The organism is Streptomyces sp. NPDC051452, from assembly GCF_044454765.1.
GTDB lineage: Bacteria > Actinomycetota > Actinomycetes > Streptomycetales > Streptomycetaceae > Streptomyces.
In genome coordinates this window covers 191,427-212,890 of the sequence record NZ_JBITEB010000002.1, presented here as the reverse complement: position 1 = coordinate 212,890, position 21,464 = coordinate 191,427, and the positions used below count along the sequence as shown (strand labels likewise).

Genomic DNA, 21,464 nt, shown 5'->3' with positions numbered 1-21,464 from the left:
TGCACCCTTGCGATCACCCTGGGTCGGCGGGGTGGCGGGCGCGCGCTGGAGGAGCCGATCGTGGGAAGCGCGGCCCGCAGGAGGGTGAATCGAGGCGGAGATTGAATGTGCCTCAGGTCACAGTGATTCCTTGCGGCGTTGGGAAATAACCGGGGACTGCTTCCCCGTTTAGCCCTGTGTCCGAGTGAAACGGGGACTGCTTCCCCGGATCACCCCCAACGCCTCAAGGAGTACACCGTGCCCACCGCGACCTCCCCCGCGCAGCGCAGGGCGCCCCGGCCCCGTGCCGACGCCGTGCGCAATCGGGAGCGGATCGTCACCGCCGCCCGGGAGATGTTCGTCGAGCACGGTCCGGACGTGCCTCTCGACGAGATCGCCCGCCGGGCCGGGGTGGGCAACGCCACGGTGTACCGCAACTTCCCCGACCGTGAGGCCCTCGTCCGCGAGGTCGTCTGCTCCGTCATGGACCGGACGGCCGAGGCGGCCGAAGCGGCCCTCGCCGAGACCGGGAACGCCTTCGCGGCCCTGGAGCGCTTCGTGCACGCCGCCGCCGACGAGCGGATCAGCGCGCTGTGCCCGATGATCTCCGACACCTTCGACCAGCACCACCCCGACCTGGAGGCCGCCCGCGAGCGCGTCGAGCAACTCGTGGAAGGGGTCATGGGCCGGGCTAAGGCCGCCGGGCAACTGCGGGCCGATGTCGGCGTCGGCGACCTGCTGATCGTCGTGGCGCAGCTGAGCCGGCCCCCGGCCGGCACGGACTGTCTGCACGGCGACCGGTTCGTCCACCGGCACCTCCAGCTGTTCCTCGACGGCCTGCGGGCCCCCGCCCGCTCCGCCCTCCCGGGCACGGCCGTCACGATCAAGGAGCTGCGCCCGTCCTGACCGACCAGCGACCAGACCATCGATCCGCACGAACCGATCCGCACGAACCGATCCGCACGAACGAGGGGCCTGATCGGTGATCGGGACGGCGTCCCGGCCGGCGTCCCGGCCGGGCATCCCGGCCAACGGCGGCTCGGGAACAGCCACTGACAGGCCACTGAGCAGCTACTGAGCAGCCACTGAAGCGCAGCGAGTCGCCCTCACCGATGAGTGCGGCCCTCGTCCGAAGTCCACCGACCGTCGCCACCGCATCGCACCGCACACCGCACGGCCGCACACCGCACGGCAGCACACCGCACGGCAGCACACCGCACTCCACCACCCGACCTCACCGCGGCCCGCGGGCCCCCACGTCCACGCCCGCGCCTCCACGGCCGCCGTTCACCGCCCAGCAGCGTTTTCTCATCATTTTTCCGTCACGAAGTCCCGAAGTGGGTACCTCCATGTCCGACACAGCCCTCAAGGCTCCCGGCGTCGCCGCCCCGGCCGGCGACGCCAACCGCTGGAAAGCGCTCGTCTTCATCGCGCTCGCCCAGCTGATGGTCGTCCTCGACGCCACCATCGTGAACATCGCCCTTCCCTCCGCCCAGCGGGACCTCGGGATATCCGACGGGAACCGCCAGTGGGTGGTGACCGCCTACGCCCTCGCCTTCGGCGGTCTGCTGCTCTTCGGCGGCCGTATCGCCGACCTGTGGGGCCGTAAGCGCGCCTTCGTGCTGGGGCTCGGCGGGTTCGCCGCCGCCTCCGCGCTCGGCGGAGCCGCCACGACCGGCGCGATGATGTTCGGCGCCCGTGCCCTCCAGGGCGTCTTCGGCGCCCTGCTCGCGCCGGCCGCGCTGTCCCTGCTGGCCGTCATGTTCACCGACGCCAAGGAGCGCGCCAAGGCGTTCGGCATCTACGGCGCGATCGCCGGCGGTGGCGGTGCCGTCGGCCTCATCCTCGGTGGCTTCCTCACCGAGTACCTGGACTGGCGCTGGACCTTCTTCGTGAACGTCCCGTTCGCCGTCGTCGCCGCGGCCGGGGCCTACTTCGTCATCCGGGAGCCGGAGGGCGGCCGCAACCGCTCCCCGCTCGACGTCCCCGGCGTGATCCTGTCCACGCTCGGCCTGGTCGCGCTCGTCTACGGCTTCACCCGCGCCGCGTCCGACGGCTGGGGTGACGCGGTGACCGTGTCGATGTTCGTCGCCTCCGGGGTGCTGCTGCTGACGTTCGTGGTCGTCGAGTCGCGGGTCAAGGCTCCGCTGCTGCCGCTGCGCGTGGTCAGCGACCGCAACCGCGGCGGTGTCTACCTCTCCCTTGGCCTCGCGATCATCGGCATGTTCGGTCTGTTCCTCTTCCTGACCTACTACCTCCAGGTCGTGAAGGGCTACTCGCCGGTCAAGACGGGCTTCGCCTTCCTGCCGATGGTGGCCGGCATGATCACCGGGTCCACCCAGATCGGCGCCCGGCTGATGACCCGGGTCCCGGCCCGCCTGCTGATGGGCCCCGGCTTCCTGGTCGCCGGTCTCGGCATGCTGCTGCTGACCCAGCTGAAGATCGACTCGTCGTACGGGACCCTGCTGCTGCCCGCGATGGTGCTGCTGGGCCTCGGCATGGGTACGGCGTTCATGCCCGCCATGTCCCTGGCGACCCAGGGCGTCCAGCCCCGGGACGCCGGTGTCGCCTCCGCGATGGTCAACACCTCCCAGCAGGTGGGCGGCGCGATCGGCACCGCCCTGCTGAACACTCTCGCCGCATCGGCGACCACGTCGTACTTCAAGGACCACATCGCCGGTGCGGCCGGCAAGCCGCAGCAGCAGCTGGTCCAGCTCCAGGCCATGGTGCACGGCTACAGCGCGGCCATCTGGTTCGCCGTCGGCATCCTCGCGCTCGCCTCGGCGATCGCCTTCACCTTCGTGAACGCGGGACGGCCGGGCGGCACGGGCACCGCGATGGCCTCCGGCGAAGGTGCCGAGGACGAGTTCATGGTGCCGGTGGTCGCCCACTGATCGGTGCCGGTGGTCGCCCACTGATCCGTCCGCACCGGGGGCCAGGGCCTCTCCTCCGGCCCCGGCAAGATCCGAAAGACAGGCCCTAGGCCGTGTCCGTAAAGTCGCGGCGTCGTTTGTCTGTTCGTGGTGCGTCGTCATGAGCTGACTGATGAGTCGTGGGCGGTGATCGAGCCGTTGCTGGCCCCTTCCCGGATGGGTCGGCCGGTGCGGGACCGCCGTCAGGTCGTGAACGGGATTCTGTGGAAGCTGTCCACGGGTGCGGCCTGGCGGGACCTGCCCGAGCGCTACGGCCCGTGGAAGACCGTCTACGAACGCTTCCGCCGCTGGTCGGCCGACGGAACCTGGGACCGGCTGCTCGCCCACGTCCAGCAGCACTCCGATGCCGTGGGAGCTGTCGACTGGTCGGTGGTGTGCGTGGACTCCACGACCGTGCGGGCCCACCAGCATGCCGCCGGAGCGCGAAAAGGGGGACCTGGCAGGGCGAGGCGATCGGCCGGTCCCGCGGCGGACTGACCACGAAGATCCACCTCGCCTGTGACGGGCAGGGACGCCCCCTGGCCTTCACCCTCACCGCCGGCAACGTCAACGACTGCACCCAGTTCGAGCAGGTCATGGCCCGCATCCGCATCGAGCGGTGCGGGCCTGGCCGCCCGCGCACCCGGCCGGAACTGGTGGCCGCGGACAAGGGCTACTCGTCCACGAAGATCCGCACCTATCTCCGCCGACGCGGAATCAAGGCCGCCATCCCCGAGCGCATCGACCAGATCAACGGCCGGATCCGGCGAGGCGAGAGCCGGTGCCGGCTCAACCGCGCAGCCTACCGCCGCCGCAACGTCGTCGAACGCTGCTTCAACCGGCTCAAACACAACAAGGCCCTGGCCACCCGCTACGACAAACGCGCCCGCCACTACCAGGCACTGGTCACCCTCGCCTGCCTACGACTCTGGCTGCCCTGACTTTGCGGACACGACCTAGCGGAGCCAGGGCAGGTCCGCACCCGCTTCATCGGGCTGAAGGCCCTCGGCGACGATCCCCATGATCTCGCCGAGGGCCTTCTGCTGTTCGGGGCTGAGCCGGTCGAACAACGCCTGCCGTACGGCGGCCACATGGCCGGGCGCGGTGCGCCGCAGCACCTCCACGCCCTCCTCGCTGAGCACCGCGAACTGGCCGCGCTTGTCGGAGGGGCAGTCCTCCCGGCGCACCCAGCCGTTCTTCTCCAGCCGGGCGATCGCGTGGGACAGCCGGGAGCGGGTGATCTTCGCCTTCATCGCCAGCTCGGTCATCCGCAGTCGGCGGCGCGGTGCCTCGGCGAGGCTGACGAGGAGGCCGTAGTAGATGTGCGGCATGCCCGCGTCGCGCTGCAACTGCCGGTCGAGGTGGTCCTCCAGCAGGGTGGTGGCGTGCAGGTAGGCGCGCCAGACGCGCTGTTCCTCGTCCGTGAGCCAGCGGTGTTCCGAGGCGGAGTGGGGTGCCGTGTTCATGCCTCAACTGTACGAGGGCGCTCCTTGAAAGTTGAACAAGTGGGACGTATCCTCGGCGTATTCGCTTGAGAGTTAAAGTAAATGTGTCTGGGTCCAGTGCCCGGCACGCCGAGATTCGGATGTCGGGAGCCGCCACCATGTCCGCCACCGCCGAAGGCTTCACTCGGGGCACCACCCCGGAGCGCATGCCCACCCTGTACCTCAGCCACGGCGCCCCGCCGCTGGCCGACGACCCGATCTGGCCCGGCCAGCTCGCCGCCTGGGCGGCCGGACTGCCCCGCCCCAGAGCCGTCCTCATCGTCTCCGCCCACTGGGAGGAGGCCCCGCTCGCGCTGGGCGCGGTGCGGACCGTCCCGCTCGTCTACGACTTCTGGGGCTTTCCGGAGCACTACTACCAGGTCCGCTACGCCGCCCCCGGCGCACCCGAGCTGGCCGAATCCGTCCGCGCGCTGCTGCGCGCCCCCGGCACGCCCGTCCAGGACATCCCCGACCGCGGCCTCGACCACGGCGCCTACGTCCCGCTCGTCGAGATGTTCCCGGACGCCGACATCCCCGTCCTGCAGATCTCCATGCCCACCCTCGACCCGGTCCGCCTGATGGACATCGGCCGCAAGCTCGCCCCGCTGCGCGACGAGGGCGTGCTGATCATCGGGTCCGGGTTCTTCACCCACAACCTCGCCGCGCTCCGGCACACCGGCGGCTCCGTGCCCACCTGGTCCTCCGAGTTCGACGACTGGGGCCGGCGCGCCCTGGAGGCCCGGGACTGGGACGCGCTGCTCGACTTCCTGGCCAAGGCCCCGGCCGGCCGCTACGCCCACCCGCGCACCGAGCACTTCGCCCCGCTCTTCGTGACCATGGGGGCGGCGGAGGCGGCCGGCGAGCTCGACGACCAGCGCTCGGTGATCGACGGCTTCTGGCTGGGAATGGCTAAGCGGTCCGTGCAGTTCGGATGAGGGTGGGCGGTTGCCGCGGGGTCGTGACCTCGTCCCCCGTCGCCGTCGCCGTCGCCGCCTCCCGTCTCCCGTCTCCGCGGAGCCAAGCCGACCAGGGCTCAGGCCGGCCCCGACCGGCCCGGCCCGACCAGGACCGTGGCCCTGTCCGTGGCAACCATCGGCCGGTATGTGCCGTCTTCCGGGGTGGGAGGGCGGCCAGGGCGGCGTTCTCCCGCAGTGAGGACCGTCATATCGCATGTGATGGCCGTCTCACGCGCGTAGGGGTCGTGGAGGGCCGTACGGGCCTGGCGGTCACCCTCGATTTCGGGTCTGACCTGCACCTCTGCGGGTGATAGCGCCATCCGGTACCCCGGTGTGGTGGAGCAGGGTACTGCATGATCAGAAAAATCGGGGGGTGGGTGGGGAATTCTGTCCGGATTCCAGTCGTTGTTTCCCACGGAAGCAGGGCACTCGGAGAGAGTCCCGGAAACAGTCCCCGGAGTGCCGAGCGTTCACGACCACCCGCCAGCCCACCATCGCAAGGGAGCTCGCATGGCAACCCGTGCCGTCGCCCGTCGTAAGTCCGCCACCGGCGAGACGGCCGACTCGGCAAGCAGTGTTCGCGCCCATGGCGGCGAGATCGCCGACCGCGATCTGGTCGGCATGTACCTCGACGAGATCGCGCGTACACCGCTGCTCGACGCCGCAAAGGAGGTCGAGCTGTCCCAGACCATCGAGGCGGGTGTGTTCGCGCGGCAGGTCCTCGACGGTTTCGAGGAGAGCGAGTCGGACGCCACCCGTGGGGAACTCGAAGCGCTGGTCGCGGCCGGCGAGCGGGCCAAGGACGTGTTCATCCGTTCCAACCTTCGCCTGGTCGTCGCGGTCGCCCGTCGCTACCCGCGCAGCGGTCTGCCCCTGCTCGACCTGATCCAGGAAGGCAACGCCGGCCTGGTGCGCGCCGTCGAGAAGTTCGACTACCGCAAGGGCTTCAAGTTCTCGACGTACGCCACCTGGTGGATCCGTCAGGCCATCACCCGTTCCATCGCCGACCAGTCCCGCACCATCCGGCTCCCCGTCCACCTGGTGGAGGAGCTGGGCCGCATCCGCCGGGTGCAGCGCGAGTTCAACCGTGAGAACGGCCGGGACCCGGAGCCCGCCGAGATCGCCGCGGAGCTGGCCTCGACGTCGGAGCGCGTCATCGACGTCCTGGACTGGGCCCGTGACCCGGTCTCGCTGAACATGCCGGTGGACGACGAGGGCGAGACCCAGTTCGGCGACCTGCTGGAGGACACCTCGGCGGTCTCCCCCGAGCAGTCCGTCCTCACCCTGCTGCGCAGCGAGGAGCTGGACGACCTGATCGGCCGCCTCGACCAGCGCACGGCGTCCATCATCAAGATGCGCTACGGCATCGACGACGGCCGCGAGCGCACCCTGACCGAGGTCGGCAAGGAGCACGGTCTGACCCGCGAGCGCATCCGCCAGATCGAGAAGCACGCCCTGCTCGAACTGAAGAAGCTGGCCCGCGACACCGGCTTCGACGCGGCGGCGTAGCGGCGTCGCGTCGAGGCCGGGGGCGCTCACCACGGATGCCGCGGCCCCGGTCCCGGTGCTCGTGCCGTTTCCTGCGGGGCGCGCGCCGGAGTGGCCGGTGTGCCGCGACCGGTGGTGAAAGACGGCGCAAACATGGCGGTGTCCCATCGCTTCAACTCCCGAGCCCGAGGGAACAACCCTTCCGGGCCCAGGAGCGGGCCCGAGGGAATCGCACTCCCCACCCCACCGCAGGACCCTCACCACCGACACCACGCCACCGCATCGCATCATCGGGCCGAGGCACTGTCGCCCCCCACGCGAGAGTGCCTCGCACAGCAGCCGCACCGCGGCACCGCGCCATCGGCCGGCCCACGCAAGCCAGGCCAGACTCGACTCACGCAAGCCAGCCGACCCACGCAAGCCACGTCCCGACGCAATCCCCCCCCGGCGCCGGGACCTTCCAGAACCGGGCTCCGGCGCCTACCCCCCCCCAGGCGCCGGAGCCCGGTTTCCGCATGGAGGCGGCGGCCCACCCCGTACCTGAACCACGGGGTGGACCGCCGGATGGCAGATTCTGCCACAGGGGCATAGCCTGCCGGGATGAGCACCACCCGCAACCCCGCCCACCAGCCCTTTTCCGCCTCGGCGCCGGTTTCGCTGACCGAGCGCCGTAAGGCCGAGACCCGGATGGAGATCGCCCGGGCGGCGGCGGCCCTGTTCGTCCACCAGGGACTGCGGGCCACGCGTGCCGAGGACATCGCCCAGGCCGCGGGCATCGCGCCGCGCACCTTCTACCGCTATTTCGCCACCAAGGAAGAGGCGGTCGCCCCCCTCTACGCGGCGGGTGCCCAGCGCTGGGCGGAGGCGGTCCGCGCGGCTCCGGCCCACCTCACCGTCCCGGAGGCGCTGGTACACGCCGTCCACCACACCCTCACCCCGGGCGCCGGCGTCTCCTCCGCGTCCTGGGAGTGGGTCCGCACCCTGATCCGCCTCGCCGACACCAGCCCCGCGCTGCGCAAGGTCTGGGCGGAGGTGTGTCAGGCGTCGGAGGAGGCGCTGGGGGAGATCCTGGCGGCCCGACTCGCCGGGACGCGTTCCGGCGAGGGCGGCGCGGGCAGCACTGTTTCCGCCAATCGCGGTTCGGGTGACGCCGCCGTTCCGGTCGAAGCCGGTTCCGCCGGGATGTCCGCCGGGGCGTCCGCCGGGGTGGGTTCCGACAACGTTGCCGTGCCGCCCGCCGCGGCCGGCTCGCGCCCCACCCCTTCCCTCCGTTTCGCCGCCGCCGTGGCCGGGGCCGCCGTCCGGGTGGCGGTGGAGATCTGGGCCGGCACGGCGTCCCCGCCCAACGGCCCGGACGGCCCCGCCTCCCTGGCACTGCGCAATCTGCGGGCCCTGGGCGACTTCGAATGGGACGCGCAGGCCTAGGGCGAGTGGCGGCCCTAGCCGGCCGCCCGGCTCAGTCGTCCGCCCAGATCCCGTACGCACGCCACCAGTTCCTCCGGCGCGCGGACCGTGAACTCGTATCCCGCCATCACCAGCCGGACCGCGAGCCACTCCATGGGATCGCCGGTGGTGCCCCGCAGGACGCAGCCGCCCTGCCCGTCGTCCTCGATCGTCCCGGCCCGGGCCGGCACCTGTGTGCCGAGGCGCTCGGCCGGGGCCGCGAACCACACCTCGTACTCGTACGTCTCCTGCCGCCGGTGGATGGAGCGCCGCAGATACTCCGCGGCGCTGCCCGTCGGCAACTCCCTCGGCGCGAACCGGACTCCGGTCGCGAACGGTGCGCTCACCCGGTCCACCCGGAAGGTGCGCCAGTCCGCGCGGTCCAGGTCGTAGGCCACCAGGTACCAGCGGCGTCCGGTCGACACCAGCCGGTGCGGTTCGGTCAGCCGCCGTGACTCGCTGCCGTCCTTGTCGCGGTAGGAGAACCGCAGCCGCTCGTGTCCCGCCACCGTGGAGGCCATCACGGTCAACGTCTCCGGTGCGATGCTCGGGCCGTCACCGCTGGTCAGCTGGGTGGTCGCGGCCTGCAGCGTGGACACCCGATGCCGCAGCCGGGCCGGCAGCACCTGCTCCAGCTTGGCCAGGGCCCGTACCGACGCCTCGTCCATGCCCTCCACGGCGTGCCCGGCACCGGCGCGCAGCCCGACGGCGATGGCGACCGCCTCCTCGTCGTCCAGCACCAGCGGCGGCATCGCCTTGCCGGCGATCAGCCGGTACCCGCCGTCCGCGCCCTTGCTGGCCTGCACCGGATAGCCCAGCTCCCGCAGCCGGTCGATGTCCCGGCGCACGGTACGGCGGGACACCCGGAGCCGCTCGGCCAGTTCGCCACCGGGCCACTCGCGCGGGGTCTGGAGCAGGGAGAGGAGCTGGAGCAGCCGGGCCGGAGTGTCGGTCGTCATGGATCCGAGCATGCCGCAGATCTAGGCCACGATCTGACCTAATGGGGTCCTAGCGTGCACGGTATGACCTCCACGGAACAGACCCACCCCGTCGGGCCCGCCGCGGGTTCCGACGGTTCGCAGGGCGCCCCGGCCGACCGGCGCCGCTGGTTCGCCCTCGCGATCGTGATGACCGCGGCCTTCATGGACCTGGTCGACGTCACGATCGTGAACATCGCCATCCCGTCGATCCGGCGCACCGCCCACGCCTCCGTCGGCCAGATCCAGTGGATAACGGCCGGCTACGCCCTCGCCTTCGCCGCCGGACTGATCACCGGCGGCCGTCTCGGCGACATCCACGGCCGCAGGCGGCTGTTCCTGGTCGGTATCGGCGGCTTCACGCTCGCCTCCGCGCTGTGCGGCTTCGCCGTCAACCCGGAGATGCTGGTTGCCTCCCGCATCCTGCAGGGCGGCATGGCGGCGATGATGGTGCCGCAGGTGCTGTCGATCGTGCACGCCACCTTCCCCGCGCACGAGCGCGGCAAGGTCTTCGGCCTGTTCGGCGCGATCGTCGGCCTGGGCGCGGTCTCCGGACCGCTGCTCGGCGCGCTGCTGACGGAGTGGAACCTGTTCGGCCTCGAATGGCGCCCCATCTTCCTCATCAACCTGCCGGTCGGCGTCGTCGCCTTCCTCCTCGGCCGCCGGTTCATCGGCGAGTCGCGCGCACCCAAGGCGCTGAAGCTGGACCTGGTCGGTGTGGCCCTGGTGAGCCTCGGCCTGCTGATGCTGCTCTACCCGCTCACCCGTGGCCGTGAGCTGGGCTGGCCGCTGTGGGGATACGTGTGCATGGCCGGGGCGCTCGTCGTCTTCGGCGCGCTGATCGCGTACGAGCGGCGCAAGGCGGCGCGGGACGGCTCCCCGCTGATCGAGCTGTCGCTGTTCCGCGTCAAGAGCTTCGCCGCCGGCATCGCCGTACAGACCGTGTTCGGTGTCGCGCTCGGCATCTTCTTCCTGGTCTGGACGCTGTACATGCAGATCGGACTCGGCTGGAGGCCGCTGCGTGCCGGACTGACCGGCGTGCCGTTCTCGCTCGCGGTGTCGACGGCGGCCGGGCTGTCCGTGCAGAAGCTGGTCCCCCGGTTCGGCCGCAAGGTGCTCCAGGCGGGCGCGCTGGTCATGGGCCTGGGCGTACTCCTCTACCTCGGGGAGGCCCACCGCTACGGCCAGTCCATAGCGTCCTGGCAGATGGCGCTGCCACTGGTGGTGATGGGCGCCGGCATGGGGCTGATCGTCGCCCCGCTGACCGACGCGGTGCTCTCGGAGGTGCCGCGCGAGCACGCCGGTTCCGCGTCGGGGCTGATCAACACCGTGCAGCAGATGGGCAACGCGCTGGGGCTCGGGCTCGTGTCGGTGGTGTTCTTCGGCAGGATCGGCGACCGGCTGACCCCGGCCCAGGTCGGCCCGGCCTTCGTGCACGCCTTCCAGTACGCGCTGTGGTGGGTCGCCGGGATCATGGGCGTGATCTTCCTGCTGATGTCCGCCCTGCCCAAGCGTCCGGCCCAGCACGAGCAGGGGGCCGCCGAGACGGAGTCCGCCGTGGAGCGGGGGCGGCAGGAGCGCGAACTCGTCTCCTGACCGGATTCGTCTCCCGGCCCCATCCCGTCTCCCGGCCCCATCCCGTCTCCCGGCCCCATCCCGTCCCCCGGCCCGATCTCGTCTCCTGTCCTGGGCTCGTCCTGCGACCCGGACCGGCGGGGCCCGGTACCGCACAGGTACCGGGCCCCTTTCGCGTCCGTCGGCGACTGCGCCCGTTCGTGCCCGTTCATGTCTGCGAGGGGCCCGAACTTGTTTACTTCCGGGAGGGCCGGGCGTAGCCTGAGGGCGAAACCACACGTTCGGGCATTCCAGAGAAGTGATCGGACACGCCATGTACGCACCGGAACGGCAGCAGGAGATCCTTCGGCTGGCCCGCGACGGCGGCCGGGTGGACGTGCTGTCGCTGGCCGAGGAGTTCCAGGTCACGGCGGAGACGATCCGCCGCGACCTGAAGGCCCTCGACCGCGCCGGACTGGTCCGCCGGGTGCACGGCGGCGCCATACCGGCCGGCCGCCTCGACTTCGAGCCCGACCTCGCCGAGCGGGAGTCCACCGCGGCCGACGAGAAGGACCGCATCGCCAAGGCGGCCCTCGCCGAACTGCCCGTCGAGGGCACGATGATCCTCGACGCCGGTACGACGCTGGCCCGGCTCGCCGCGGCACTCCCGCTGGAGTCCTCCCTCACCGTCGTCACGCACAGCCTGCCCATCGCCGCCCGCCTCGTCGACCATCCGGGCATCCAGCTCCATCTCGTCGGCGGCCGCGTACGGCACCGCACGCGCGCCGCCGTGGACGCCTGGGCGCTGCGCGCGTACAGCGAGATCCGCGCGGACGTGCTGTTCGTCGCCGCGAACGGCTTCTCCGTCGAGCACGGTCTGACCACCCCCGACCTCGCCGAGGCCGCGGTCAAGCGCGCCGCCGTCGCCGCCGCCCGCCGCGTCGTCCTCCTCGCCGACTCCGCCAAACACGGCCAGGAGCACTTCGCCCGCTTCGGCGATCTGGGCGAGGTGGACCTGCTGATCACCGACAGCGGGCTGAGCCCCGAAGACGCCGCCACCATCGAGCGCGACGGCACGGAAGTGGTACGCGCATGATCCTCACCGTCACCCCCAACCCGTCCCTCGACCGCACCTACGAGGTCCTCGCACTCAAGCGCGGCGAGGTCATCCGTGCCGACAGCGAGCGCACAGACCCCGGCGGCAAGGGCGTGAACGTCTCCCGCGCCGTCGCGGCCGCCGGCCGGCGCACGGTCGCCGTCCTGCCCCTGGGGGGCGCTCCGGGGGCACTCGTCGCCGGACTGCTCGACGCGCAGGGGCTAGAGGTCGCGCCGGTCCCGATCGCCGGAAACACCCGCTCCAACATCGCACTCGTGGAGTCCGACGGAGTGCTCACGAAGATAAACGCATCGGGGCCCGAACTGACCGCCGCCGAGCAGGACCTGCTCCTGGAGACGGTGCGCGAGCAGTCCCTCGGCGCCGACTGGATCGCGTGCTGCGGCAGCCTGCCCCGGGGCCTCGCGCCCTCGTGGTACGCCGACGTCGTCACGCGGGCGCACGCCGGAGGCGCCCGCATCGCCCTGGACACCTCGGGGCGGCCGCTGCTGGAGGCGCTGCGCGCCCGGCCCGACGTGGTGAAGCCCAACGCCGAGGAACTCGCGCAAGCCGTCGGGCGCCCCCTGACGACCGTGGGCGACGCCCTCAAAGCGGCCGAGGAGTTGCGCGGGATGGGCGCGCGCGCCGTGCTCGCCAGCCTCGGAGCCGACGGCCAGCTCCTCGTGGAGGACTCCGGCGCCTGGTTCGGCAGCGCGCCCGTGGACGCCGTCCGCAGCAACGTGGGCGCCGGCGACTCCTCCCTGGCCGGCTTCCTCGTCGCCGGCGGCAGCGGTCCCGACGCCCTCGCCGCCGCCGTGGCCCACGGCGCCGCCGCCGTCCGGCTCCCCGGCAGCGTGATGCCGGCCCCCGCCGACCTGGACCCGGCCGCCGTGACGGTCACCGACCGGATCCCCCTGGAGCACGAATTGACGGAGCCGGCGTCATGCACCCCCTGACGCACCCCGCGCCCACCCGGACCCGCCGCGGACACCTCCCGATCCGCCGCGGCGGAAACCCCCCGACCCCCTGCCGTACGGCCACTCCGTACCGGCGAAGGCGAGACACCCCCTCTTCCGCCCGCCCCTCCCGGGCGATACGCGTGCATAGGAGCCCGCGATGAGCGACATGATCACGGCGGACCTGGTCGACCTCGACCTGTCCGCCGACACCAAGGAAGCGGCGGCGCGGGCCCTCGCCGAACGCATGGTGGCCCAGGGCCGGGTGACCGACCTGGCGGGCTTCCTCGCCGACGTGGCCGCCCGCGAGGCCCAGATGCCCACCGGACTCGACGGCGGCATCGGCATCCCGCACTGCCGCAGCGCCCATGTCACCGAGCCCACCCTCGCCTTCGGCCGCAGCGCCGCCGGTGTCGACTTCGGCGCCGCGGACGGCCCGGCGGACCTCATCTTCCTGATCGCGGCCCCCGCCGGAGCCGACGACGCCCATCTGACGATCCTCGCCGCACTGGCCCGCCAGCTGATGAACGCCGAATTCACCTCCGCGCTGCGGGCGGTTACCGACGCGGAGACGGCCGCGGCGCTGATCCGCGGCGACGAGACGCCGTCGGGACAGCAGACGACGACCGGGACGGACGGTGCGCGGAACGCCGCGGAGAGCGGCCCTGCCGCAAGCAGCGGCGAGAGCGCCGGCGAGGGTCCCGGCGGCGCCCACGAAGACACCGCCGCGGCGCCGGTGGCGGCCTCCACCGGCACCGCGGCGGGCAGTACGGCATCCGGGCCGAGCGGCACGGGCGGCACGGGCGGCACGGGCAGTACGGCGTCGGGGGCGGGTGCGTCCACTCCGGACGGCGTGACTCCGGACGGCGGGACTCCGGACGGGGCGGCTCCGGACGGGGCGGCTCCGGCGCGCGTCGGCTCCGCCGCTCACTCCACCGAGCGGCCCTTCCGTGTCGTAGCCGTCACCTCCTGCCCCACCGGGATAGCCCACACCTACATGGCGGCCGAGTCGCTGCAGAACGCGGGCCGCGACGCGGACGTCGAGCTGGTCGTCGAGACGCAGGGCTCGGCCGGCTTCACCCGGCTGGACCCGGCGGTGATCGCGGCGGCGGACGGCGTGATCTTCGCCCACGACCTCCCCGTACGCGAGAAGGACCGCTTCGCGGGCAAGCCGACCGTCGACGTCGGAGTCAAGGCCGGCATCAACCGCCCCGCCGACCTCATCGCCGAGGTCCGCGAGAAGGCCGCGCGCGGCGAGACCAGCGCGCCGGCCGCGGCACCGGGCGGCACCCCGGTCGAGCGCGCGGGCGACTCCACCGAGGGCTACGGCACCAAGCTCCGCAAGTGGCTGATGTCCGGCGTCAGCTACATGGTCCCGTTCGTCGCCGCGGGCGGACTCCTCATCGCCCTCGGGTTCGCGATCGGCGGCTACCAGGTCAACAAGGCGCCCTCGGTGACGGACCACTTCCTGTGGACCCAGGCCGACAGCTGGGGCGCCCTGCTGTTCCAGATCGGCGGCGTGGCCTTCGGCTTCCTCGTCCCGGTCCTCGCCGGTTACATCGCCTACGGCATGGCGGACCGCCCCGGCCTGGTCCCCGGCTTCGTCGGCGGCGCCATCTCGCTCACCATCAACGCGGGCTTCCTCGGCGGCCTGGCGGCCGGTCTGATCGCCGGCGGTGTGGTGATGGCGATCCAGCGGTTCGCCGTCCCCGCGGCGTTGCGCGGCATCATGCCGGTGGTGGTGATCCCGCTGATCTCCTCGGCGATCGTCGGGTTCCTGATGTTCGTCGTGATCGGCAAGCCCATCGCCGGCGCGCAGCGCGCACTGACCGACTGGCTCAACGGCCTGACCGGTACCAACGCCGTCCTGCTCGGCGGCCTGCTCGGCCTGATGATGTGCTTCGACCTCGGCGGCCCGGTCAACAAGGTCGCCTACACCTTCGCCACGGCCGGTATCGCCGTCGCCAGTCCCAGCGACTCGGCGATGAAGATCATGGCCGCGGTGATGGCGGCCGGCATGGTCCCGCCGCTGGCGATGGCCCTGGCCACCACCGTGCGCGGCAGTCTCTTCACCCGGGCCGAGCGCGAGAACGGCAAGGCCGCCTGGGTCCTGGGCGCCTCCTTCATCTCCGAGGGCGCGATCCCGTTCGCGGCCGCGGACCCGCTGCGGGTCATCCCCTCGGCCATGGTGGGCGGCGCACTCACCGGCGCCCTGTCCATGTCCTTCGGCGCGACCCTGCGCGCCCCGCACGGCGGTGTCTTCGTGGTCCCGCTCATCGGCAACCCGTTGCTGTACCTGGTCGCCATCGCGGCCGGCGTCTGCGTCACCACGGCCCTGGTGGTTCTGCTCAAGGGAATGCGGGGGCAGACCCCGGAGCCGGCCGCCACCGGCCCCACGGCCGGCCCGGCCACCACCCCGGAGGAGACCAGGCAGCCGGTCACGACCTGACCTCCGCCGCACCACCACACCCCACCGCCCCAGCAGTCTTGTCCCTTTGGGACGCTGTGAGTTGTTCACGGCACCTGCGAGATACGTCACGGTCCGGGACAGAAGTCCCGGACCGTGGTGTGTACTGGAACGCATGCCTGAGCACGTCCCGACTCTCCAGTGGATCGGCGTGGCCGTCCTAGCCGTGGCGGCCGTCGCCTGGGCCGCCGTCCTGTGGCGCCTGCTGCTGCGCGCCGGGCGCCCGACCACCGCCCGGCGCCCCGCCCCGCCCCTGACGGCCCTGCCGGGACAGCGCCGGGAGGGGCCGCCGCTGGAGTCCGTCGAACTGACCCCCGCCGAACAGGACGCGTTCGCGGGCCTCGTACGGCGACTGGCCAACGGCTGAGTCCGCCAAGCCCCCGCGCCCCAAACCCCTGTCGGTCGGGCCCTCAGGGTCCCGCCGTCACCTCACCCCTGCCGGGCCGCGCGCCGTTCCATGGCGTCCCGGGCCGCGTCCTCGGACTGATACACCTCGCACATGTGCCGCCCGTCGGGAGTCGCCGTGTGCTCGGCCTCCCACAAGGACACCTGCGTACCGTCCGGCAGCAGGAACGCGTGCTCGTACAGCGCGTAGCTCAGCCCCGCACGCCCGGCCCGGCCGGGGCGGCCGAACGCCTGGGTGATCTCGTGCGCGGTCGCCGTCGCCAGCAGCGCCGCCGTCTCGGCGCCGGGCCGGTCGGCATTCTCCGCGCGGCGCAGGAGCCGGCGCGCGTGGTCCGCCGAGTCGGCGGAGGCGAACACGTGCCGGGGCTCGGGAATCGCCCACAGCCGCATCAGCGCGGGCACCTCGAAGTCCGGGGTCTCCGCGGGAAGTCCGAGCCGGCCCGTGGCGGCCCCCAGCTCCTCCTGGTCGACGTACACCTCGTGCTCCGGGGCGCCGCCCGGCGTGGCGTTGTGCGCCAGCTCCCACAGCGTGACCGCGGAGCCGTCGGCGAGCAGCCAGGTGTGCCGATAGGTCTCCCGGTGCAGCCCCGCGCTGTGATGCGCGGAGTGCAGTGAACTGTCGTGCGCCAGCGCGCAGTCGAGCCGCCGTATCACCTCGTCGGGCAGCTCGAAGGAGTTCAGGGCACGGCCGAGGAGTCGCTCGAGATGCTCCTCCGGAGACTCGGGCGACTCGGCTGGTTCGTACGCTGCGGTCTCGTACGGAACGCTCAAGACATCTCCCGGCGTTGCTGCATGTCACCTTGTGGGTGCATACCGTAGCCCCTCGCTCGGACATCATGTCCGGGAACCCGGAAAACGTGCGCCGGGAAAACGCGCGGGCCGCGCGAAAAGTTCCCGCGCGGCCCTCCGTATCGTCAAAAGCCGCCGCTCAGGAGGCACTTCCGGCGGTCCAGGCGCTCCAGGCCATGTTCCAGCCGTTGAGGCCGTTGTCCGGGGAGACCGTCGTGTCGGGGGAGTTCTTCACGATCACCACGTCGCCGACGAGCGTGTTGTCGAAGAACCACTTGGCCGACGTGTCGCCCTGCGCCCCCTGCACGTCCGCGAGGCCGACGCAGCCGTGGCTGGTGCCCTGCCGACCGAAGGGCGGGTTGCCCTTGTCGTACCAGTAGTTGCCGTGGATGAACGTCCCCGACCCCGTCAGCCGCATCGCGTGCGGCACGTCCGGGATGTCGTACTCCCCGCCGAAACCGACCGTCGAGCCGTCCATCCGGGTCTGGGTGAACTTCTCGGAGACCACCATCTGCCCGTTGTACGTGGTGTGCTGCGGGCTGCCCGCGGAGATCGGCACCGACTTGATCGTCCTGCCGTCCCGCACCACCGTCATCGTCTGCGTCCGGGCGTCGACCGTCGACACCTGCGAACGCCCGACGGTGAAGGTGACGGTCTTCTTCTGCACCCCGGTGACACCCTCGGCGCCCTTGACCCCGTCCAGGTCGATGCGCATCGTGACCTTGGAACCGGCCTTCCAGTACTCCCGCGGGCGGAAGTCCAGCCGCTGGTTCCCGAACCAGTGCCCGACCACCTGCTGGCCGCTGCTGCTGCTGACCGTGATGTGCGACTGCACGGCCTTCTTGTCGGTGATCGCCTTGTTGAAGTCGAACGACACCGGCATGCCCACACCGACCGTCGCGCCGTTGTCGGGCGTGTAGGTGCCGATGAAGCTGTGGTCCTTGCTGACGGTGGTGAAGATGGAGTTGGCCGCCGCCGTACGCCCGTCGGCGTCCTTGGCGGTCGCCCCTATCCGGTACTTCGTCCCGCGCTCCAGCTGCTCCTTCGGCTTCCAGGTACTGCCGTCCGCCGATATCGCCCCCGGCACGGCCTGTCCCGACCCCGCCACGGTCATCTTCACATCGGTCAGCCTGCCCTCGCTGACCTTCACTCCGGTCGCGTTGATGGACGCGTCCGTCGAACCGTCCTCGGCCGAGATCGCGATCTTCGCGACCGACGTCCTCGGGGAGTCCTTACCGCCCTTGCCGTCGCCGTTGTCGGCACTGGCGTCACCGCCGCAAGCGGTCAGGGTGAGGGCGCCGACCAGCAGGGCGGCACAGGCCCCCAGTGCGCGCCGTGCTGAGATCTCCGGCGTTGTCACGGGCTGCTCCAGGTTCGTGTCATGTGCGTGATCCGTTCACTGCGTCCAGAAGGAGGGCGCCGGTGCCCGGCCGGGTTCCCCCCGTAGTACCTGGACACGATCACGTGACAGAACCGCGACAATCGGGGCCGGGGCGGGGCGGTTCAGGCCCCCGCCTCCCCACCTCGGGGGGGGCTCCCCGGGGGGGGCTCCCCCCCCGGCCCCTCCCCTCCCCGCCCGCCCCTACCCCCTGCCGTACAACTCCCCGTACGACGGCCACACTCCTCCCGGGCCTTCGGTCGACTCGGCGGCGCGTACGGCTCGTACGATCGCGCGGGTCACCAGGTCCGCGGCGGCGGCGAGGACGGGGTTGAGCGCCAACGGGTGGGCGTCCAGTGGGCGCTCGCCGGTGGACAGCGCGAACACCGTGTCCCCGTCGTGCAGGAGGTGCACGGGCCGTACCGCGCGCGCGATGCCGTCGTGCGCCGTGCCCGCCAGCTTCTGCGCCTGTGCCTTGGAGAGAGCCGCGTCGGTGGCCACCACCGCCAGCGTCGTGTTGAGCGGCGGCGCGCTGCCGGCGGCCAGCTCGGCGAGCCTGTCGCGCGCGGCCCGGTGCACGCGTTCCTCCGGGTACTCGACCCGACCCTGCGACAACTCCCCGTACAGCGCGCCCGTCTCGGGATCCACCACCGACCCGGCGGCGTTCGCGACCACCAGCGCGGCCACGGTGATCCCCGAGTCGAGCACCGTACTCGCGGTGCCCACCCCGCCCTTGAGCCCGCCCGCCACCGCGCCCGTTCCGGCGCCCACACAGCCCTCGGCCACCGGAGCGCCGGGCGCGGTCGCCGCCGCGGCCTCCACCGCCGCGCGCCCCGTCGTGGCGTCCGGCCGTGCGCGGAAATCCCCGCCGCGCCCCAGGTCGAAGACGCACGCGGCCGGGACGACCGGGACGACGTGCGCCGGCTCCGTCCCCACCGGCACTCCCCGGCCCCGCTCCTCCAGCCAGGCCATCACGCCGGACGCCGCGTCGAGCCCGTACGCGCTGCCTCCGGTCAGCACGACGGCGTCGATCTTCGCCACCACATTGCGGGGGTCGAGGGCGTCGGTCTCCTTGGTGCCGGGGCCTCCGCCGCGCACGTCCACGGCGGCGACCATGCCGCCCTCGGGAGCGAGGACGACCGTGGTGCCGGTGAGCCAGCCGTCCCCGCCACGAGTGGCGTGCCCGACGCGCAGCCCGGTGACGTCCGTCAATGCGTCAACTGTCATGGGGGCCAGTCTGTCCCAGCGCCGGACGCGCACCGGGATTCGGCCGGCCGACCGTCGGGTGGGACCGGGCGGCGTGCGCCTCCGGTCGGCCCCGAGCCGGACCGGCGGCGTACACCGCGCGTTTCCGGGTGGAGCCGCACCCGCCTGGCCGCACCCTCCCCGGGCACCGCCGTACCCTTGAGGTATGAGCACCGCCCCGGAACCCGAGCCGCGCGACCCGAAGCCCGCGCTGGTCTTCGACGACCCGCTGGACCAGCAGTCCACGGACGACACCGATCGCGGCTGGGGTGAGCGACCGGCCGGGGACAGCGCCGCCGATCTCAAGCGCTTCCTCGACGAGAAGCCGCCCCACCACCTCTGAGCCGGTCGCGCGTGCGCCGCTAGCGCTGTGACCGAGAAGGTTCACCGGGTTGTCGGGCGTTAGCGCGGGTTCTGGAGGAAGGCGATGAGAGCGGCTGTGAGCTCGGCGGGCGCGTCTTCTTGGACGAGATGGCCCGCACCGGCGATTGGTTCAAGTCGCGCGCCCGGGATGCATGCGGCGAGCTCCCGTCCTTTCGCCACAGGAATCCAGGTATCGTCCTGCCCCCAGCACACCAGCGTCGGGATGCCGATCTCGCCGTACCGGTCCTGCACCTCGTCGGTGTAGAGCTGGTCGGCCTGGGCGATCTGCCGGTAGAAGGCCGCCTGGCCGGGTTCGCCGAGCCAGGGCCGGACGAGCCGGTCGAGGACTGCCGGGTGCAGGCCGGGGCTGCTGGCCGAAGTTATGTACTCGCGCACCAAGGCGTGGTGCAGTGCGGGCGGCAGTTGCTCGAAGACCTCGGAGTGCTCACCGACAAGCCGGAAGAACGGCGACCCCCACGGCGCCAGCGCGACCGGGTCGACCAGAGCGAGCGCGTGATAGCGGGCGCCGTGCAGCAGATGCGCCCGCAAGGAGACGGCGCCGCCGAAATCGTGGGCGACCACCAGGGGTTCCTCCAGGCCCCAGTGCGCCAGAAGCTCGGTGAAGACCCTGCCCTGGGCAGCCAGGGAAACGTCCTGGCCGATGGACATCTCCGATGCCCCGTAACCGGGCATGTCCCACACGAACACCTGGTGACGGCGGGCGAGTGAGCGGGCGACAGCGCGCCAGACATACGAGGAGAAGGGTGTGCCGTGCAGGAGCACGACCGGATCCCGGCCGGGTTGTCCGAGGCTGCCCCAGCGGACGTCGCCTGACGTGCTGCGGAATGTCTCGGCCAGCTGCCATTCACTCACGGGTGCTGTTCCTCTCGGCTGTGCTTCCGGCCTACGCGGGTGATCAAACCGGGTTCGGTCCGGACGGCGTGGTCACAGGCCGGCAGCGCCGTGCCCGGACAGTGAATTCACCTTGTGCCTGGTCACGCTGCGCCGGACGTGAGCGGTGCCGACCCATCGGATGCCTTTCTCGCTGCGGATGCGGGCGCGCTCGCGGCGTTGGGCGGCTAGGACGTCGGGGTGGCGGGCGTTGGCGTTGCGCCATCGCAGGTAGCGGTGCAGTTCACGGGTCTGGACGGCGTGGTTGGGGTGATGGCAGCATCATCGCCCTCCGGTAGCGCACCGTGCTGGTGCTACCCCGCCGCACGATCTGCCGCAGCCGTTGCCCCTCCTGATCCGTCGGCCTCCGGACCTTGACCGGCTCTGCCACCGCACCTCCATGCACCCGATCGGATGTGTCCTCACATCCAACCGGCCGCGAGGTGACTCGCGCCAGCAGCGACCCGGTGAACCTTCCCGGGCACAGCACTAGCGCTCGTCGTGCCCTCGTCCCCGCTGCGCGATCAGCGCGTCGCGGATCTCCTTGAGCACCTCCAGCTCGGTCACCTCGATGACCTCCCTCGTGCCCTCCCGCGCCGCCCTGCGGGCCGCCTGTCGCGCGAGGTACTTCGACATCGGCACGACCATCAGGAAGTACACCACCGCGGCCGTGATCACGAAGGTGAGCGTCGCGCCGAGCACGGAGCCCCACAGGATCCGCACTCCGCTGACCGAGCCGTTCGCCGCCTCCCGGCACGTTCCCTTCAGGCACGTGTAGTAGTTGTCGAGGTTCTGCGTGCCGATCGTGCCGACCAGCGGGTTGATGATTCCCTTCACCACGGCGTTGACGATGTTGGTGAAGGCGGCGCCGATGACGACCGCGACTGCCAGATCGACGACGTTGCCGCGCATCAGGAAGGCCTTGAAGCCTTGCAGGATGCCCGGATCCTTCTTCGCGCTCACCTCGGTGACTCTCCTCGTGTGCACAGGGTGTGGAACAAAACGCTCCGCAACCTACGGCACGTGGCGGCCATGGTGTCCAGTCCGGTCCATCGACCGACGGAGCTGGCAGCAGTGTGGCGAG

At 71.8% G+C, this 21,464-nt stretch carries 19 protein-coding genes and 2 pseudogenes; 12 read left to right on the top strand and 9 right to left on the bottom strand.

Going from position 1 to position 21,464, the window contains the following annotated elements; genetic code table 11:
- Positions 1-237: 237 nt before the first annotated feature.
- The 3 genes from ACIBA9_RS06200 to ACIBA9_RS06190 all read left to right on the top strand — a co-directional run bounded on the left by ACIBA9_RS06200 (position 238) and on the right by ACIBA9_RS06190 (position 3,832).
- The gene (locus ACIBA9_RS06200; protein ID WP_399360149.1) at positions 238-885 is read left to right on the top strand and encodes a TetR/AcrR family transcriptional regulator; all 648 of its coding nucleotides are present in this window, start codon (positions 238-240) and stop codon (positions 883-885) included.
- Between the two features lie 443 nt (positions 886-1,328).
- Positions 1,329-2,873, top strand: a complete 1,545-nt coding sequence (locus ACIBA9_RS06195) for an MFS transporter (RefSeq protein WP_399360148.1) — start codon at positions 1,329-1,331, stop codon at positions 2,871-2,873.
- A 129-nt stretch (positions 2,874-3,002) separates the two neighbouring features.
- A protein-coding gene (locus tag ACIBA9_RS06190; RefSeq protein ID WP_399360147.1) for an IS5 family transposase occupies positions 3,003-3,832 on the top strand; the annotation gives its coding sequence in 2 pieces (ribosomal slippage) (positions 3,003-3,342 and positions 3,342-3,832; 831 coding nt in all).
- Between the two features lie 15 nt (positions 3,833-3,847).
- On the opposite strand, the gene ACIBA9_RS06185 is transcribed toward ACIBA9_RS06190, so the two are convergent.
- Positions 3,848-4,357 carry a MarR family transcriptional regulator gene (locus ACIBA9_RS06185; RefSeq protein ID WP_362158360.1) on the bottom strand — a complete coding sequence of 170 codons (510 nt, stop codon included), beginning with the start codon at positions 4,355-4,357 and terminating at the stop codon, positions 3,848-3,850.
- Positions 4,358-4,494: 137 nt separating this feature from the next.
- On the opposite strand from ACIBA9_RS06185, the gene ACIBA9_RS06180 reads away from it, so the two are divergent.
- The 3 genes from ACIBA9_RS06180 to ACIBA9_RS06170 all read left to right on the top strand — a co-directional run bounded on the left by ACIBA9_RS06180 (position 4,495) and on the right by ACIBA9_RS06170 (position 8,244).
- Positions 4,495-5,310 (top strand): dioxygenase, encoded by an 816-nt coding sequence (locus tag ACIBA9_RS06180; protein ID WP_399360146.1) that lies wholly within the window; start codon positions 4,495-4,497, stop codon positions 5,308-5,310.
- Positions 5,311-5,841: 531 nt separating this feature from the next.
- Positions 5,842-6,840 (top strand): RNA polymerase sigma factor RpoD/SigA, encoded by a 999-nt coding sequence (locus tag ACIBA9_RS06175; protein WP_399360145.1) that lies wholly within the window; start codon positions 5,842-5,844, stop codon positions 6,838-6,840.
- A gap of 579 nt (positions 6,841-7,419) precedes the next feature.
- The gene (locus ACIBA9_RS06170) at positions 7,420-8,244 is read left to right on the top strand and encodes a TetR/AcrR family transcriptional regulator (protein ID WP_399360144.1); all 825 of its coding nucleotides are present in this window, start codon (positions 7,420-7,422) and stop codon (positions 8,242-8,244) included.
- 14 nt (positions 8,245-8,258) lie between these two features.
- Here ACIBA9_RS06170 and ACIBA9_RS06165 read toward each other — a convergent pair whose 3' ends face one another.
- Positions 8,259-9,221 carry a helix-turn-helix transcriptional regulator gene (locus tag ACIBA9_RS06165; protein WP_399360143.1) on the bottom strand — a complete coding sequence of 321 codons (963 nt, stop codon included), beginning with the start codon at positions 9,219-9,221 and terminating at the stop codon, positions 8,259-8,261.
- 63 nt (positions 9,222-9,284) lie between these two features.
- Between ACIBA9_RS06165 and ACIBA9_RS06160 the strand changes: the two genes are divergently transcribed.
- The 5 genes from ACIBA9_RS06160 to ACIBA9_RS06140 all read left to right on the top strand — a co-directional run bounded on the left by ACIBA9_RS06160 (position 9,285) and on the right by ACIBA9_RS06140 (position 15,676).
- Positions 9,285-10,835: an MFS transporter gene (locus ACIBA9_RS06160; RefSeq protein WP_399360142.1), complete on the top strand. Its 1,551-nt coding sequence runs from the start codon at positions 9,285-9,287 to the stop codon at positions 10,833-10,835.
- Between the two features lie 292 nt (positions 10,836-11,127).
- On the top strand, positions 11,128-11,889 hold the full coding sequence (locus ACIBA9_RS06155; RefSeq protein ID WP_362158348.1) for a DeoR/GlpR family DNA-binding transcription regulator: 762 nt from the start codon (positions 11,128-11,130) through the stop codon (positions 11,887-11,889).
- Entirely contained in the window at positions 11,886-12,842 is a 957-nt protein-coding gene (gene pfkB, locus ACIBA9_RS06150) for a 1-phosphofructokinase (RefSeq protein WP_399360141.1), read from the top strand. The genes ACIBA9_RS06155 and pfkB overlap by 4 nt, the downstream gene beginning before the upstream one ends.
- Before the next feature lie 160 nt (positions 12,843-13,002).
- Positions 13,003-15,291: a fructose-specific PTS transporter subunit EIIC gene (locus tag ACIBA9_RS06145; protein ID WP_399360140.1), complete on the top strand. Its 2,289-nt coding sequence runs from the start codon at positions 13,003-13,005 to the stop codon at positions 15,289-15,291.
- Between the two features lie 133 nt (positions 15,292-15,424).
- Positions 15,425-15,676, top strand: a complete 252-nt coding sequence (locus ACIBA9_RS06140; RefSeq protein WP_362158341.1) for a hypothetical protein — start codon at positions 15,425-15,427, stop codon at positions 15,674-15,676.
- A gap of 62 nt (positions 15,677-15,738) precedes the next feature.
- Here the strand turns inward: ACIBA9_RS06140 and ACIBA9_RS06135 are convergent, their stop codons facing one another.
- From ACIBA9_RS06135 to ACIBA9_RS06125, 3 genes are all read right to left on the bottom strand, one after another.
- Positions 15,739-16,485, bottom strand: coding sequence for a DUF6227 family protein (locus tag ACIBA9_RS06135; protein ID WP_399360139.1), 747 nt, complete (start codon positions 16,483-16,485; stop codon positions 15,739-15,741).
- A 157-nt stretch (positions 16,486-16,642) separates the two neighbouring features.
- Complete coding sequence (locus ACIBA9_RS06130; RefSeq protein ID WP_399360138.1) at positions 16,643-17,863, bottom strand: Ig-like domain-containing protein; 1,221 nt, start codon at positions 17,861-17,863, stop codon at positions 16,643-16,645.
- 222 nt (positions 17,864-18,085) lie between these two features.
- A complete protein-coding gene (locus ACIBA9_RS06125; RefSeq protein ID WP_399360137.1) occupies positions 18,086-19,108 on the bottom strand; it encodes a P1 family peptidase in 1,023 nt (340 codons plus the stop codon).
- Between the two features lie 184 nt (positions 19,109-19,292).
- Between ACIBA9_RS06125 and ACIBA9_RS06120 the strand changes: the two genes are divergently transcribed.
- Positions 19,293-19,469 (top strand): hypothetical protein, encoded by a 177-nt coding sequence (locus ACIBA9_RS06120; protein ID WP_362158331.1) that lies wholly within the window; start codon positions 19,293-19,295, stop codon positions 19,467-19,469.
- 59 nt (positions 19,470-19,528) lie between these two features.
- Here ACIBA9_RS06120 and ACIBA9_RS06115 read toward each other — a convergent pair whose 3' ends face one another.
- The 4 genes and pseudogenes from ACIBA9_RS06115 to mscL form a co-directional block, all read right to left on the bottom strand.
- Positions 19,529-20,362, bottom strand: coding sequence for an alpha/beta fold hydrolase (locus ACIBA9_RS06115; protein WP_399360136.1), 834 nt, complete (start codon positions 20,360-20,362; stop codon positions 19,529-19,531).
- Positions 20,363-20,434: 72 nt separating this feature from the next.
- A pseudogene (locus ACIBA9_RS06110) lies at positions 20,435-20,656 on the bottom strand (hypothetical protein); the annotation flags it as partial.
- 1 nt (position 20,657) lies between these two features.
- Positions 20,658-20,771 (bottom strand): annotated as a pseudogene (locus ACIBA9_RS06105) (IS630 family transposase); the annotation flags it as partial.
- A 98-nt stretch (positions 20,772-20,869) separates the two neighbouring features.
- Positions 20,870-21,343 (bottom strand): large conductance mechanosensitive channel protein MscL, encoded by a 474-nt coding sequence (gene mscL / locus ACIBA9_RS06100; protein ID WP_399360135.1) that lies wholly within the window; start codon positions 21,341-21,343, stop codon positions 20,870-20,872.
- Positions 21,344-21,464: the final 121 nt, after the last annotated feature.

Coding starts and splice junctions, on each gene's coding strand:
- ACIBA9_RS06180 (WP_399360146.1), top strand. CDS start 4,495: ATGTCCGCCACCGCCGAAGGCTTCACTCGGGGCACCACCCCGGAGCGC.
- ACIBA9_RS06185 (WP_362158360.1), bottom strand. CDS start 4,357: ATGAACACGGCACCCCACTCCGCCTCGGAACACCGCTGGCTCACGGAC.
- ACIBA9_RS06120 (WP_362158331.1), top strand. CDS start 19,293: ATGAGCACCGCCCCGGAACCCGAGCCGCGCGACCCGAAGCCCGCGCTG.
- ACIBA9_RS06145 (WP_399360140.1), top strand. CDS start 13,003: ATGAGCGACATGATCACGGCGGACCTGGTCGACCTCGACCTGTCCGCC.
- ACIBA9_RS06140 (WP_362158341.1), top strand. CDS start 15,425: ATGCCTGAGCACGTCCCGACTCTCCAGTGGATCGGCGTGGCCGTCCTA.
- ACIBA9_RS06170 (WP_399360144.1), top strand. CDS start 7,420: ATGAGCACCACCCGCAACCCCGCCCACCAGCCCTTTTCCGCCTCGGCG.
- ACIBA9_RS06165 (WP_399360143.1), bottom strand. CDS start 9,221: ATGACGACCGACACTCCGGCCCGGCTGCTCCAGCTCCTCTCCCTGCTC.
- ACIBA9_RS06125 (WP_399360137.1), bottom strand. CDS start 19,108: ATGACAGTTGACGCATTGACGGACGTCACCGGGCTGCGCGTCGGGCAC.
- ACIBA9_RS06160 (WP_399360142.1), top strand. CDS start 9,285: ATGACCTCCACGGAACAGACCCACCCCGTCGGGCCCGCCGCGGGTTCC.
- pfkB (WP_399360141.1), top strand. CDS start 11,886: ATGATCCTCACCGTCACCCCCAACCCGTCCCTCGACCGCACCTACGAG.
- ACIBA9_RS06155 (WP_362158348.1), top strand. CDS start 11,128: ATGTACGCACCGGAACGGCAGCAGGAGATCCTTCGGCTGGCCCGCGAC.
- ACIBA9_RS06175 (WP_399360145.1), top strand. CDS start 5,842: ATGGCAACCCGTGCCGTCGCCCGTCGTAAGTCCGCCACCGGCGAGACG.
- ACIBA9_RS06195 (WP_399360148.1), top strand. CDS start 1,329: ATGTCCGACACAGCCCTCAAGGCTCCCGGCGTCGCCGCCCCGGCCGGC.